The organism is Gordonia sp. SGD-V-85 (assembly GCF_001456905.1).
Classification (GTDB): Bacteria; Actinomycetota; Actinomycetes; order Mycobacteriales; family Mycobacteriaceae; genus Gordonia; species Gordonia hongkongensis.
The window spans coordinates 341536-355259 of record NZ_LNQO01000001.1 but is presented as its reverse complement, the minus strand read 5'-3'; the positions used below and the strand labels follow the sequence as shown (position 1 = coordinate 355259).

At 67.5% G+C, this 13724-nt stretch carries 11 protein-coding genes; 4 read left to right on the top strand and 7 right to left on the bottom strand.

All coding sequences use genetic code 11. From position 1 onward, the window contains the following. Positions 1–30: 30 nt before the first annotated feature. From AS181_RS01555 to AS181_RS01545, 3 genes are all read left to right on the top strand, one after another. Positions 31–1224, top strand: a complete 1194-nt coding sequence (locus AS181_RS01555) for a M24 family metallopeptidase (RefSeq protein WP_058249840.1) — start codon at positions 31–33, stop codon at positions 1222–1224. Positions 1225–1372: 148 nt separating this feature from the next. Continuing rightward, positions 1373–2611: an aminotransferase-like domain-containing protein gene (locus AS181_RS01550; RefSeq protein ID WP_058249960.1), complete on the top strand. Its 1239-nt coding sequence runs from the start codon at positions 1373–1375 to the stop codon at positions 2609–2611. After that, complete coding sequence (locus AS181_RS01545) at positions 2608–3816, top strand: M20 family metallopeptidase (protein WP_058249839.1); 1209 nt, start codon at positions 2608–2610, stop codon at positions 3814–3816. The genes AS181_RS01550 and AS181_RS01545 overlap by 4 nt, the downstream gene beginning before the upstream one ends. Here the strand turns inward: AS181_RS01545 and AS181_RS01540 are convergent. The 4 genes from AS181_RS01540 to AS181_RS01525 form a co-directional block, all read right to left on the bottom strand. Beyond that, positions 3813–5198, bottom strand: coding sequence for an MFS transporter (locus tag AS181_RS01540; protein ID WP_058249838.1), 1386 nt, complete (start codon positions 5196–5198; stop codon positions 3813–3815). The genes AS181_RS01545 and AS181_RS01540 overlap by 4 nt on opposite strands. A gap of 74 nt (positions 5199–5272) precedes the next feature. Beyond that, a complete protein-coding gene (locus AS181_RS01535; RefSeq protein WP_058249837.1) occupies positions 5273–6061 on the bottom strand; it encodes a GntR family transcriptional regulator in 789 nt (262 codons plus the stop codon). 10 nt (positions 6062–6071) lie between these two features. Then, positions 6072–6608 (bottom strand): DUF3830 family protein, encoded by a 537-nt coding sequence (locus AS181_RS01530; RefSeq protein WP_058249836.1) that lies wholly within the window; start codon positions 6606–6608, stop codon positions 6072–6074. Continuing rightward, a complete protein-coding gene (locus AS181_RS01525; protein ID WP_058249835.1) occupies positions 6605–8011 on the bottom strand; it encodes an amidase in 1407 nt (468 codons plus the stop codon). Before AS181_RS01525 ends, AS181_RS01530 begins: the two co-directional genes overlap by 4 nt. 54 nt (positions 8012–8065) lie before the next feature. On the opposite strand from AS181_RS01525, the gene AS181_RS01520 reads away from it, so the two are divergent. Then, positions 8066–8818: a maleate cis-trans isomerase family protein gene (locus tag AS181_RS01520; protein ID WP_058249959.1), complete on the top strand. Its 753-nt coding sequence runs from the start codon at positions 8066–8068 to the stop codon at positions 8816–8818. Positions 8819–9538: 720 nt separating this feature from the next. Here the strand turns inward: AS181_RS01520 and AS181_RS01515 are convergent. The 3 genes from AS181_RS01515 to AS181_RS01505 are packed head-to-tail and all read right to left on the bottom strand — an operon-like array spanning position 9539 to position 13715. After that, positions 9539–10468 carry an aminoglycoside phosphotransferase family protein gene (locus AS181_RS01515; protein ID WP_058249834.1) on the bottom strand — a complete coding sequence of 310 codons (930 nt, stop codon included), beginning with the start codon at positions 10466–10468 and terminating at the stop codon, positions 9539–9541. After that, on the bottom strand, positions 10465–11169 hold the full coding sequence (locus AS181_RS01510) for a response regulator (RefSeq protein WP_058249833.1): 705 nt from the start codon (positions 11167–11169) through the stop codon (positions 10465–10467). The genes AS181_RS01515 and AS181_RS01510 overlap by 4 nt, the downstream gene beginning before the upstream one ends. Next, positions 11166–13715: a sensor histidine kinase gene (locus AS181_RS01505; protein ID WP_058249832.1), complete on the bottom strand. Its 2550-nt coding sequence runs from the start codon at positions 13713–13715 to the stop codon at positions 11166–11168. The genes AS181_RS01510 and AS181_RS01505 overlap by 4 nt, the downstream gene beginning before the upstream one ends. Positions 13716–13724: the final 9 nt, after the last annotated feature.

Sequence of the window (13724 nt, the reverse complement as noted above, 5' to 3'; positions counted from 1 at the left end):
CCATCCCGTTCAGACAGGAGCGAGAAGACCATGTACCTGGGTGCTCAGCTGTTCACCGACAGCGAGTACGAACAGCGCCTGACACGGGTCCGCGAACTCATGGACCGTCAGGGGCTCTCGGCCATCATCGTCACCGATCCAGCGAACATCTTCTATCTGATCGGCTACAACGCGTGGTCGTTCTACACCCCGCAGATGCTGTTCGTGCCGATCGACGGAGAGATGATCTTCTACGCTCGCGAGATGGATGCGCATGGCGCACATCGCACGTCGTGGTTGCCTGCCGACCAGATCGTCGGCTACCCGGAGAGTTACGTGCAGCGCCCACATCTGCACCCGTTCGACTGGGTCGCCTGGTCACTGCGACAGCGCCACCAGATCGCACCGGCGTCCAAGGCCGGCTCGGTGGGGCTGGAGATGGACTCGCATTTCTTCTCTCCCAAAGCCTATCGGGCGCTGTTCAACGCGATCCCGGAGTGGAAACTCGTCGACAACTTCGAACTCGTCAACTGGGTGCGGTCGGTGAAGTCCGACGCCGAGATTCAGCTGATGCGGCAAGCCGGGATGGTGTGCTCGGAGGCCATGCGCGCCGCCATCGACACCATCGACATCGGGGTCCGGCAATGCGATGCGGCCGCGGCCATCTCGCAGGCGCAGATCACGGGCACCCCGGAGTACGGCGGCGACTACCCGGCGATCGTCCCGATGATGCCCACCGGCGCGGCGGCCGACACCCCGCACCTCACATGGCACCAGGGCACTTTCGTCGAGGACGAGGCGGTCGTCATCGAATTGACCGGTGCACACAACCGATATCACTGTCCGCTCGCCCGGACGGTGTCCCTCGGCACCCCGAGCAAGGACCTCGACTACGTCGCCAAGGCAACCGCCGAGGGCCTGAACAACGTGCTGGAGGCCATCAAGCCGGGTGTGGCCACGCGCGAACTCGCCTCGACGTGGAACTGGACGCTCGCGAAGTACGGCCTCGAGAAGCCCTCGCGTTTGGGCTATTCGATCGGCATCGGCTACCCGCCCGACTGGGGTGAGCGCACGATCAGCATCCGCAGCGAGGACGAGTCGGTACTGGAGACCAACATGACCTTCCACATCGTCTGCGGAATGTGGATGGACAACTACGGTTTCGAGCTGTCCGAGTCGGTTCGGGTCAGCCCGACCGGCGTCGAATGCTTCACCGACTTCCCGCGCGAACTGATCCAGAAGTAGCCACACAACCTGATCGACACCAGCACGACGACCACACAATCTGATCCCTGAGGTCCGAAACCAGCACGACGACCACACAATCTGATCCCTGAGGTGCGAGGAGCGCAAGCGACGAGCCACGAAGGGCTGCCGAGACGAGGTGAAGAAAGTGACCACAACCGAAACCGCCTACCAGAACCGGCATTCGGCACCGACACTGCCGTTGGCGGGCCGCGCCAAGGACCTCGTCGGTTCGATGATCGACTCGTCGACCTCGCTGCTCGCCGCGCAGTCCCACGACATCGTGCGGTTCGCGATGGGCTCCCCCGCGGACGAGGCCGTACCGGCCGACGAGTTCCGTCAGATCGCCGGTGAGATCCTCGATCACACCTCGTTCACCTACGGGGCCACGGAAGGCGAACCCCGGCTGCTGCAACTGCTCGTCGATTATCTCGCCACGACCCCCGACCCGTCGTCCCTCGACCGGTTGGTCATCACCACCGGCGGGATGCAGGGACTCGACCTCGCCTGCAAGCTGTTCGTCGATCCCGGGGACCTGGTCATCGTCGAATCCCCCACGTACACCAACGGCAGTGCGACCGCGCTGTCCTACGGCGCGCAGTTGCTCGAGGTTCCCGTCGACGACGACGGCATGCAGGTCGATCAGCTCGAGGCACTCGTCGCACGCACCCGTCAGACGCCGAAGGCGATCTACACGATCCCGACATTCCAGAATCCGTCCGGCGTCACCATGTCCGAGGAGCGCCGCCGCGAACTGCTGCGGCTGGCGCACACCTGGGGGTCGGTCATCATCGACGACGACCCGTACGGGCTGTTGCGATTCGCCGGCACCGACATCCCGACCTTCCAGACGCTCAGCCCCGGCGACCCGCTGATCTTCTCGGTGCGCACGTTCTCCAAGATCCTCGCGCCGGGCTGGCGTGTCGGCTGGGTCGACGCCGATCCCTCCCTACGCCAGCTGCTGATCAACGGCAAGCAGGCGATGGACACCTGCACCAACGTGCCCAACCAGCACATCGTCGCCGAGTACATCGCCCGCGGCGGACTCGAGGACCATCTCGCCGGGATTCGCCTGCTGTACCGCGAGCGCAAAGAGGCCATGCTCGACGCCATCAGACGTCACCTCGGCGATCGGGTGGTGACCACGGACCCCGAGGGCGGCTTCTTCCTGTGGGTCACGTTGCGCGACGAGTTCGCCGAGATCGACACGCGAGAACTCTTCGAGGTCGCGCTCGCGGACGGGGTGGCGTTCATTCCCGGCCCCGCGCTGTCGCCCGGTGGACGCTTCCGCAACTCGATGCGTCTCTGCTTCGCGTCGAGCACCCCGGAACGGATCGACGAGGGTGTCCGACGTCTCACGGCCAGTCTTGAGAAGATGGCCGGGTGAGTCGTGAACCAGACCTGACCGCCGCCGAGACCGCGGTGCTCGGCTTCATCGACGAGGCCGCGATCATCTCGCTCACCTCGGCACTGGTCGAGGCGCCCAGCGAGAACCCGGGCGGTACCGAGGAAGCCGCGGTCGACGTGCTCGAGAGTGCCTGCCGCGCGCTCGGTTTCGACGTCGTGACCCACGAAGTGGCACCGGGGCGGCCCAATCTCGTCGCCACCGTGCCTGCCGGCACCGGACCGGGACTGATGTTCCTCGGACATTCGGACGTGGTCCCGGCCGGTCCCGGTTGGTCAGCGGACCCGTACACGGTCCGCATCCGCGACGGCCGCATCTACGGCCGCGGTGCCACCGACATGAAAGGCGGACTCGCCGCCGTCGTCGCGGCGATGACCGCGCTACGCCGGGCCGCCGAGGTCGGGGTCGAACTCTCCGGACCGGTCCGCCTGGTGTGCACCGTCGACGAGGAGGAACACGGGACCGGGGTGCGGGACTTCGTGGGCCGCCCCGCCGACCTCGAGTTCCGCGGCTGCGTGGTCGCCGAACCCACCGACATGCAGGTGGTTCGGGGTTGCCGCGGTGCGTCGTACATCGAGATCGAGGTGACCGGTCGCGCGGCTCATTCCGGACGTCCCACCGATGGTCGCAGCGCCATCGACGCCGCGGCCGCCGTCGTCGACATCATCCGCGCCGACGGTGGACGGCTGGCCGAGACGGCCGACGACCTGCTCGGTCACGGCACCTGGAATGTCGGCACCATCACAGGCGGACAGGGCATCTCGGTGGTGGCACCGGGTTGTTCGCTCGGCATCGACCGGCGCCTGATGCCCGATGAGGACCCGCACCGGATCGCCGACGATCTGCGAAGAGCGATCAGCGACAGAGGAATCGACACCGACGGCATCAGCGTCGACGTCCGGGTGACCATGGAGATGCCCGGTTTCGCGACGGAAGCCACGCACCCGCTCGTCACCACAGCGGTCGGTGCGGTCACCGATGCCGGGGCGGACACCTCGGTCGGCGGCTGGACTGCCGCCTGCGACGGTGGCTTCGTCAGCCGCGACCTCGGTGTCCCGTCGATCGTTCTCGGTCCGGGCAACATCAACACCGACGCCCACCAACCGGACGAGTCGGTGGCCATCGCCGACCTGGTCATCGCGGCGAGAGCCTACGCCCTCGCCGCGATGCGGCTGCTGGGCCCCTAGTTCACCTTCTGCTTCTGCAGCGCCGTGAAATCGTTCTCGAGACTGGGGATCTCGGTACCGCGCAGCGAGGCACCGGCGGTCTCCTTGAGGAAGCAAAGGGCGACCATGCCGATGGCGCAGGCACCCATCATGTAGACCGCGGGGAACAGGTTCCAGTCGGTGCTCTCGACCACCGCATCGTTGACCAGCGGCGCGGTTCCGCCGAATGCCGCGGTCGCGACGTTGTAGGAGATCGCGAAACCGGCATAGCGGACCTGGGTCGGGAACATCGCCGGGAAGGTGGCCGAGATGGTCGCCAGCTGGGGGATGTACAGCACACCCAGGATGACGAATGCCACGATGGCCCAGGCGAATCCCTGCCCCATCAGCCAGTAGAGCGGCAGCGCGAGGACGAACAGGCCGATCAGCGAACCCCACCACATGGGTTTGCGGCCGGTCGAGTCCGACCACCATCCGAAGAACGGGATCAGCAGCATCATCACGAGCTGGCCGATGAGGTTGACGACGCTGGCCGAGGTCTCGGACAGATCGATGGTGTTCTGCAGGTAGGTCGGCTGGTAGGCCAGCAGGGTGTAGTTGGCCACGTTGAGCGCGATCACCAGACCGAACATGGTGATGATCGGACGCCGGTAGTTGACCAGCAGATCCTTGAACCGGGTCCAGGCCGAGCCCTTGATCTCGTTGTCCTGCTCGAGTTCCTGGAACACCGGCGTGTCTTCCATCTGCGACCGCAGGTACAGCCCGATCAGGCCCATCGGCAGCGCGAGCAGGAACGGGATGCGCCATCCCCACTGATCCATCTGGCTGTCGGACAACGCCAATTGCAGCAGGAGGACGAAGAGTGTGCCGCCGCAGAAACCGGCCAGGGTGCCGAATTCGAGGAACGAGCCGTACTTTCCGCGCTTGTTGTCGGGCGCGTACTCGGCCATGAACGTTGCGGCACCACCGTATTCGCCGCCGGTCGAGAAACCCTGGATGACACGGAGCAGGATGAGCAGGACGGGCGCCCAGAACCCGATCGACGCATGCGTCGGCAACAGGCCGATCAGTGCGGTCGCGCCGGAGATGAGCAGGATCGTCATCGCCAGAACCGATTTGCGGCCGATGCGGTCGCCGATCGGTCCCCAGACCATACCGCCGAGGGGCCGCAAGACGAAGGAGATCGCGAAACCCAGCATGGTGCCGACGGTTCCGAACTCCCCCGGGAAGAACGCCTGCGTCAGGTAGACCGAGGCCGCGGCGTAGACGCCGTAGTCATACCACTCGGTCGCGTTGCCGATCGCCGAGGCGCCGATGGCCTTGCGGAGAAGTCTCTTGCCCTCTGGTGAGTTCGGGTCTGGTGCGAGCTGCTCGTAACTGTCTGCTGTCGTCGTGTCGCTCATCTGCGCTTCCTGAGTCGTGGGGCCGCTGAGGTCGATCTCGTAGCTGCGATCGGTGGACCCGGGGCCGCGGGCGATCAGCCCCTCGCCACCTGCAGGTTCACGGCGTCCTCGCCGTTCCCGAGCAGGCGACGCAACCCGTCGGCCATGTGCTCGATCATCAGAGCATCGGCCGCCGCGGCGTCTCCCGCGGCAATGGCGTCCACCAACGCCTGGTGTTCGTCGATCCGGTCCTTTCCCGAGGAGTACGTCCCTCGCATGGCTCGCAGACACATTCGCGTCTCCACGAGGATCGTCTCGTGCAACCGCGAAAGTCGTTGACTTCCAGCATATTCCACCAAGGTCTGGTGAAAGGCCATGTCGGCCTCGGCCATCCCCGCACCGTTCGGCTCGTCGACGAAGACGCGCATCGCGTCGACCGCGCCGCCCAGTGCCTCCACCGCCTCCCGCTCGCGGTGCGCGATCACCTGTTGCACAGCAGCGCGTTCCACCGCAGTGCGCGCGACGTACATGTCCCGGATGTCGTCCTCTTCCATCGAGACGACGAACAAGCCGCGGTTACGGTGGCTGACCAGCAGTCCTTCCGCGGTCAGGCGCTGCATGGCCTCGCGCAGCGGACCACGACTGACGCCCAGATCGGCCGCCAGCCCCGACTCCGTCAACTGCGAGCCGGGCGCGAAGTCCCCGTTTGCGATCGCATCGTGCAACTTACGCGCGATGATCGCCGGTGTCGATTCCTGAACCAGCGGCGACAGCACCCGCCGACGTGGCGATTTGTCCTGTTTCGCCTGGTCGACGACGGTTCGATTCGTCCCCGGGTCCTGTGGACCCGGCGTCTTCGCCCCCACCTTCATGGTCACCGTCATTCCCTCTTTCTTACCGTGAATGGCGCGCGTAAGTCAGTGTTTCCCCGCGCGCGCCGCCCATCCAGACGTCATTGCAGGCTGCGGCGAAGTCGTCCAGACCCTCGATGATCGTGGCGAACACATTGCCCGGCACCCATCCGACGTCACCGTTGACCAGCAGATTGTTGCGGCCGTAGAACACTGCGAGGTCGATGAGGAGCCGGTGCTCGGCGGGGGCCGAGCCGAGCTCGTAGCCATACGCCGGGTTCTCGAGCACCCCGTCGAAGGTGAAGTAACACAGGTCGCCCGGGATGGGCGTGATGGTGGTGTTCTCCATGCCCGGTTCGGTCGCGGAGAAGGCCGGCAGTAGGGTGTAGATCTCGTTGCGGGCGAACTTTCCGTGAAACACCTGACCGCCCAGCGGCAATGCGTCCCAGACCGCAGCCGCGGTGCGAGGCGCCTCGGCATCGAGCATCCGGGCGACCGCCGTGACCCCGCGCTTCTCCAATGTCACGGTGATGAACCGGTCAAGTCGGGCCGCGGGGCCGGTTCGCTGTTCGTCGGTCACGCGCGGTCTCCCAACATCGTGAAGCCGGCGGCCGCCTCGTACGCTGCCGCGACGCGCAACACCGTCGCGTCGTGATGCCGGGCGCCGACGAACTGTGCGCCGGTCGGCAGACCATCGGCGAATCCACTCGGCACGGTGATCGCCGGCTGACCGGTGAGATTGAACGGGTAGCTGTAGGGGGTCCAGGATGTCCAGTCGGGCGACCCCGCCCCGTCCGGGACGATACGACCGGCCTCGAATGCCACCGTCGGCATCGACGGCGTCAGCAGGACGTCGAATTCCTCATGGAGCAGGCTCATCTGGGTACCCATCTCCATCCGTAGCGCGGTTGCGCTGACGAAATCGGTTGCAGTGAAACCGGAATGCCGTTCCACCGCGTCGATCAGCAGCGGGTCCACGTGTTCGGCCGCGTGCGGTCCGAGCCCGCGGACGACGACGTCGGCACCCGCGAACCAGATGACGTGGTAGGCCCAGGCCGGGTCCTCCCATCCGAGATCGACCTTCTCCACGGTCGCCCCGAGCTGTTCCAGTACCGACGCCACCCGGTCGGTGTTGGCCTGTACGCCTGGGTCGTTGGTGCCGAAGCCGAGATCGGCGCTGTAGCCGACACGCAGATCGGCGAGGTCGCGAACGTCGGCGACCGCGGTGACCGCACTGGTTGTCGGCAACGGCAGTGCGGACCAGTCACGGGGATCGAACCCGCTCAGGACATCCAGCAGCGCAGCGCAATCCGACACCGTCCGCGTCATCGGACCGACGTGGGCCACCGGCGCGAACGGGCTCGGCGGATACATGGGCACCCGGCCGAGTGTCGGCTTGAACCCGACGACGCCGCAGTAGGCGGCCGGTATCCGGATGGAACCGCCACCATCGGTGCCGACCGACAGCGGACCCAAGCCGGCCGCGAGCGCCGCGGCACTGCCTCCGCTCGACCCGCCCGACGTACGCGAGGTGTCCCACGGATTGCGGGTGACGCCCGTGCGCGGACTGTCGGTGACGCCTTTCCATCCGAATTCCGGTGTGGTGACCTTTCCGAGCAGGACCGCACCTGCCTCGCGCAGACGTGCCACCGCGGGAGCGTCGATGTCCCACACCATCTGATCGGGCTCGATCATCAGCGAGCCGCGCAACGTCGGCCATCCGGCGGTCAGCAGCAGGTCCTTGATCGAGACCGGAACCCCGTCGAGCGGGCCGAGGGGTGTCCCGGCGGCGAATCGCTCAGTGGACTCCCGGGCCTCGGCGCACGTGCGTTCGCGGTCGATGAGGCAGAACGCATTGATGGACGGATCGACGTCATAGATGGCGTCGAGCAGTTCCGCCGCCACCGAATCCGGCGTCAGCTCGCCGGTACGGTAGGCCTCGGCCAGTTCCGTGGCGCTGAGCCACCGCGTGGCGTCCGTCATGCGCCCCCTCGGGAGATTGGTAGATTGTTGACAATCTACCTTGGAGGTGTGGGCGTGACAACCACCGTCGCAATGCTCTATCCCGGCCACGCAGCCGAGGACGACTTCGAACTGATCGAGGCGGCGATCGGCACTGCCGAGCCCCACTCCGAGGTCCGATTGCCGGTCGTGATCACCGAGGTGGACTCCGACGACCACACCGTCGAGGCCATGGCTGCGGTCGGCGAGCAGGACCGCCTCTTCGACGGCCTGCGGCGAGCGCAGGCCCACCACCCATCGGCGGTGATGTGGGCGTGCACCTCGGGCAGCTTCGTCTACGGTTTCGACGGTGCCCGACGCCAGGCCGCCGATGTCGCCGAAAAGTCCGGCCGTCCGGCGTCGTCGACGTCACTGGCCTTCGCCGCGGCCTGCCGGCATCTCGGTCTGTCACGGGTCGCGATCGCCGCCACCTATCCGGAACCACTGGCGAGTCGCTTCACCGGGTTTCTCGCCGACGCGGGTGTCGAGGTGGTGGCCCTGCGCGCCAACGACATCGGGACGGCGACCGAGGCAGGCATGTTCGACGGCGACGGATTGTTCGACATGCTGTCGGCCGCCGATTCCGGCTCGGCACAAGCAATCCTGGTCCCCGACACCGCATTGCACACCGCGATGTGGGTCGTCGACCTCGAAGCCAAGTTCCGCAAACCCGTGCTGACCGCGAATCAGGTCACCGCGTGGGAGGGGCTCCGACTCACCGGGCTCACGGTCGACGCTCCCGGACTCGGGAGCTTGTTCACCTCTCCGCCCGGCCCACCCCCTGGTTGAGGGGTGTCCCCACCCGCTGGTTGAGGGGTGTCCCCACCCGCTGGTTGAGAGGCGTCCCCACCCGCTGGTTGAGCCGGCCCCGAGCGGAGCGAGGCGCCGTGTCGAAACCACTCACCAGTCTCGTCAGAGTGTGTCCCCCACCCGCTGGTTGAGGGGCGCCCCCACCCGCTGGTTGAGCCGGCCCCGAGCGGAGCGAGGCGCCGAGTCGAAACCACCTGGTAACCAGGCAAACCCGTAACGACCTCAGCCCTCAACCGACCAACCCGAAAGCGCCGCAAATGTGTACGTCGAGTCAATGTCTTCGCGGAGGCGTAGCCCGACAAGCTGGCGTGTCACGCCGGCAGCGAAATCCAGAGACAGTCCGGAATGACGCCGGCCTGATTGTCGGTAGTTGAGTTTCTCGGGTCACCAGGTGGTTTCGACACGGCGACTCGCCTAGCGGCTCGTTGCCGGCTCAACCAGCGGAGGGGGTGCCGGCTCAACCAGCGGAGGGAGGTGCCGGCTCAACCAGCGGAGGAGGGTGCCGGCTCAACCAGCGGAGGGGGGTGCCGGCTCAACCAGCGGAGGGGGGGTGCCGGCTCAACCAGCGGAGGGGGGTGCCGCCTCAACCAGCGGAGGGGGGTGCCGGCTCAACCAGCGAGACGTGCCGGCTCAACCAGCGGAGGGAGGGCTCCTCGACCTCGACGCGCTGTCAACGAGAATCGGCGCACGGTCGACGGATCAGTCGATCACCGCTTTCGCGACGGTGATGCAGGTGGTGATCCACTCTCGGTCGGCCGGTCGGAGCGGGCGCGACGCGCGGTCGGCGTCCTCGATCGCCCAGTGCGCGTTGAGGATCATCCGGACGATGACCCAGTCGCGGGCCCGGTCCGGATTGAGGTCCGCCGCATCGGTGATGGTGTAGAAGCGGCGGCGGATGTCGTACCGAACGTCGGATACGCGCGGGCCGAGGCGATTCCACAGCATGGGGGCGAGTTCGTAGTGCGCATCCCCCGACATCGGGCTCGGGTCGATGGCGACCCAGCGGCCGTCGGCATCGGCGAGGACGTTCTCGTGGTGCAGGTCGCCGTGCACGATGACACCCACCGTGGCCGTGTCGGCCAGGAAGTCTCGGCCGACCGACAGCGCCTGCTCGACGAACCGTCGCGGTACCGGGGCGTCCCGCGGGATGCCGGCCAGGCTGTCGAGCCAGCGCTCGAGGTGGGTGGTGAGGAGCGCCAGCCGCCCCGGCGCGGGGACGTGCAACCGGCCGTAGAGCCCGGCGACCACCCGGCATGCTTCGTCATCGTCGACGGTGGTCAGATCGCGTCGCGTCAGTCGTTCGAGGAGGATCGCGCGACGACGCGGATCGGCGCGCAACATGCTTACCGCTCCGCGACCGTGCCAATGTTGCAGTCCCAGTGCCTCTTGCGCGCCTTCGTCGTCACCGTCGAAGGCCACCTTGAGGATTGCCCGCGCACCCTGCCGGTCGAGCACGGGAACGACGAGTGACTCGAACCCGTGCCACAACTCGTCGCCGTCACGACGCAATCCCCACTCGTCCAGGAGCGCCGAGACCGCGCCCGGTAGACGCGACAGCCAGTCCACCCACAGCGGACCGAGCGCGGCCTGCTCCGACAGACCGACCGGGATCTCCGACGCCGTGATCACGGTGCGCCACGGACGAACCGGTAGCCCATTCCGGCCTCGGTCAGGAGGTGCCGCGGGTGCGCCGGGTCCTCCTCGAGTTTGCGTCGAAGACTCGCCAGGTAGACGCGCAGGTAGTTGCTCTGCCCCAGGTACCCCGGGCCCCACACCGTGGTCAGGATGTCACTCTGCGACACCAGTTTTCCCTCGTGACGCACCAGCATCTCCAGGATGCCCCACTCGGTCGGCGTCAGGTGGACCGGAACCTCCCCGCGCGTCACCTGTTTGGCGGCCAGATCCACGACGAAGGCACCCGCGTCCACGACCGGTGCTTTCGACGTCGCGTTCGACACGGCTCCGCGCCGTAGCGCAGCTCGCAGCCGGGCCAGGAACTCCTCCATGCCAAAAGGTTTGGTGACGTAGTCGTCGGCCCCCGAGTCCAGCGCGACGACCTTGTCGGCAGCGTCGGTGCGCGCCGACAGGACGATGACGGGCACCGTCGTCCATCCGCGCAGTCCCTCGAGAACCGTCAGACCGTCGATGTCGGGCAGGCCGAGATCGAGCACCACGACGTGCGGGTTCTCCCGCGCGGCCGCCGTCAGCGCCGCGGCCCCGGTGGCCGCGGTCGTCACCGCGAAGCCACGCGCGTTGAGGTTGATCCGTAAGGCTCGCAACAACTGCGGTTCGTCGTCGACGACCAGGACCCGCGTCTTCTCGGCGCTCATCGAGTCGGCCCTTCGGTCTCGGCGTGCGTATCCTCGTCGGTCGCGGGCAGGTCGACGACCATGGTGGCGCCACCGCCCGGCGTGTCCTCGACGCTCAGCACGCCCCCGATTGCCGTGACGAATCCCCGCGCCACCGACAGCCCCAGGCCCACCCCCGACGACGCGCCGCTGGTGTCGCCATTCTGATGGAAGGGTACGAAGATCTGGTCTCGATCCACCATCGGGAGACCGGTTCCGTGGTCGACGACCCGGATCACGCATCGCGGCGGGTCGGCGGGGGTCAACCGGGCGGTGATCTCGAACTGCCCGCCGCCGTGTCGGCGCGCGTTGTCGATGAGGTTCGCCAGCGCACGCTCCAGCAGTCCGGGATCGGTATACGCCCAGGCATGTTCGAGATCGAAGACCGGGCCCGGTTGCCGGTCGGGTCGCCCCGCCGTCACCGCGGCGCGATGCACGACCTCGGGGAGGAAGGTCCGCTGCCGCTGCGGCCGGACCGCCCCTGCCGCGAGCCGCGAGGAGTCCAGCAGGTTCCCCACCAGCGAGGTGAGGTGGTCGACCGACTCGTCGACGGTCGCCAGCAGTTCCGCGGTGTCTTCGGCGCTGAAGGTGACGTCGTCACTGCGCAGGCTCGACACCGCCGCCTTCGCCGCGGCCAACGGTGTCCGCAGGTCGTGTCCGACCGCCGACAGCAGGGCCCGCCGTAGCTCGTCGGTGCGCGCGAGCGCGTCGGCCGTCGCCGCCTCGGCTTCGAGGGCGTGACGCTGCACGGCGCCCGCCGCCTGCCCGGCCACGGCCGACAGGACGCGACGATCCCGCGCCCCGAGCTTCGGCCCGCGCAGGAGCAGTTCGAACTCGTCACCCGGCACGACGCAGACGGTGTCGGCGTCCTCCGGGGTCGTCGGCGGTGAGTCGCCCACCGCGGCCTCGACCGTCCGGCCGACCCGCGAGGTCCGCCGTACCACCGACACGGCCGACTGATCGTAGGTCTCCCGGAACCGATCCAGCAGCACCGGGACGTCGGCGCCGCCGAGCACGACGCTGGAGAACAGCGCGAGCAGTTCGGCCTCGCGGGCGGCGTCCTGCGCCTGTGCACGTCGAACGGTCGCCGAATCCACCAGCACGGCAACCGCTATCGCGATCAACAGCATGACCAGGATGGTGATCAGATTGTCGGGCTGGCTGATCGTGAACGTGAACCTGGGATCGGTGAAGAAGTAGTTCAGCAGAAGGCCGGAGATGACCGCCGACAACGCGGCCGGCAGGATGCCACCGAGCATCGACACCGCCAGCACCGCAACGAAGTACAGCGCCGATTGGCTGGCGAAACCGAGCCACGGGTCGAGCAGCTGGAGCACCCCGGTGACGGCGGCCGGGACCAGCACCGCGAAGACCCAGCTCAACGGCCGGTGGAAGCGGGTGTCCCGGATGTCTAGTCGGGACCGCCGGGTCGTCTCGTCGTGGGTCACCATGTGCACGTCGATGCGGCCGCTCTCGCTCACCACGGCGGCGCCGACGCCTTCGTCGAAGATCCGCTGCCATCGCGGTCGGCGCGAGGTGCCGAGTACGAGCTGGGTGGCGTTGACGCCACGTGCGAAGTCCAGCAGCGTGTCCGGGATGTCGTCGCCGACGACGGTGTGGATTCGCGCCCCGAATCCCGTCGCGAGTTCCTTGAGCGCGGCGAGGTCCACGCCCGCACCGGTCAGCCCGTCGCCCCTGACCACATGGACGGCCAGCAGTTCGGCGCTCGACCGCGATGCGATCCGGCTCGCGCGGCGGAGCAGGGTCGGCGATTCGGCGCCACCGGTGACGGCCACCACGACCCGTTCACGCGCTTCCCAGGTCTCGGTGATGGAGCGCGCCGCACGATAATCCGCAAGCTTGTCGTCGACCTGGTCGGCGAGCCACAACAGCGCGAGCTCGCGCAGCGCGGTGAGATTGCCCTGCCGGAAGTAGTTGGCCAGGGCACCGTCGACCCGCCCGTTCGGATAGACCTTGCCCGCGGACAGGCGCTGGCGCAACGCTTGCGGATCGATGTCGACGAGTTCGATCTCATCGGCACCGCGCACGATGTCGTCGGGCACGGTCTCCCGTTGGACCACTCCGGTGATCTGGGCGACGACGTCGTTCAGACTCTCCAGATGCTGGATGTTGATCGTCGAGTAGACGTCGAACCCCGCGGCGAGCAACTCCTCGATGTCCTCCCACCGCTTGCGGTTTCGGAGCCCGGGGACATTCGTGTGGGCGAGCTCGTCGACCAGCACCACCTGCGGCCGGCGAGCCAGCACCGCCTCGAGATCCATGTCCTCCAGCGGTGTCCCGCGGTAGGGCCGTCTGGTGCGCGGGACGACCTCCACACCTTCCGCGAGAGCGGCAGTCGCGACCCGACCGTGGGATTCGACGACCCCGATCACGACGTCCACACCCTCGTCGACAAGGGTTCTGGCCTGCGCGAGCATCTCGTAGGTCTTGCCGACGCCGGGCGCACAACCGAGGAACACCCGCAGCTTGCCGCGACCATCGTGGTGCCCGGTCACCGCTGATGTCATCGACCGAGT

Coding starts and splice junctions, on each gene's coding strand:
- AS181_RS01510 (WP_058249833.1), bottom strand. CDS start 11,169: ATGAGCGCCGAGAAGACGCGGGTCCTGGTCGTCGACGACGAACCGCAG.
- AS181_RS01505 (WP_058249832.1), bottom strand. CDS start 13,715: ATGACATCAGCGGTGACCGGGCACCACGATGGTCGCGGCAAGCTGCGG.
- AS181_RS01555 (WP_058249840.1), top strand. CDS start 31: ATGTACCTGGGTGCTCAGCTGTTCACCGACAGCGAGTACGAACAGCGC.
- AS181_RS01535 (WP_058249837.1), bottom strand. CDS start 6,061: ATGACGGTGACCATGAAGGTGGGGGCGAAGACGCCGGGTCCACAGGAC.
- AS181_RS01525 (WP_058249835.1), bottom strand. CDS start 8,011: ATGACGGACGCCACGCGGTGGCTCAGCGCCACGGAACTGGCCGAGGCC.
- AS181_RS01540 (WP_058249838.1), bottom strand. CDS start 5,198: ATGAGCGACACGACGACAGCAGACAGTTACGAGCAGCTCGCACCAGAC.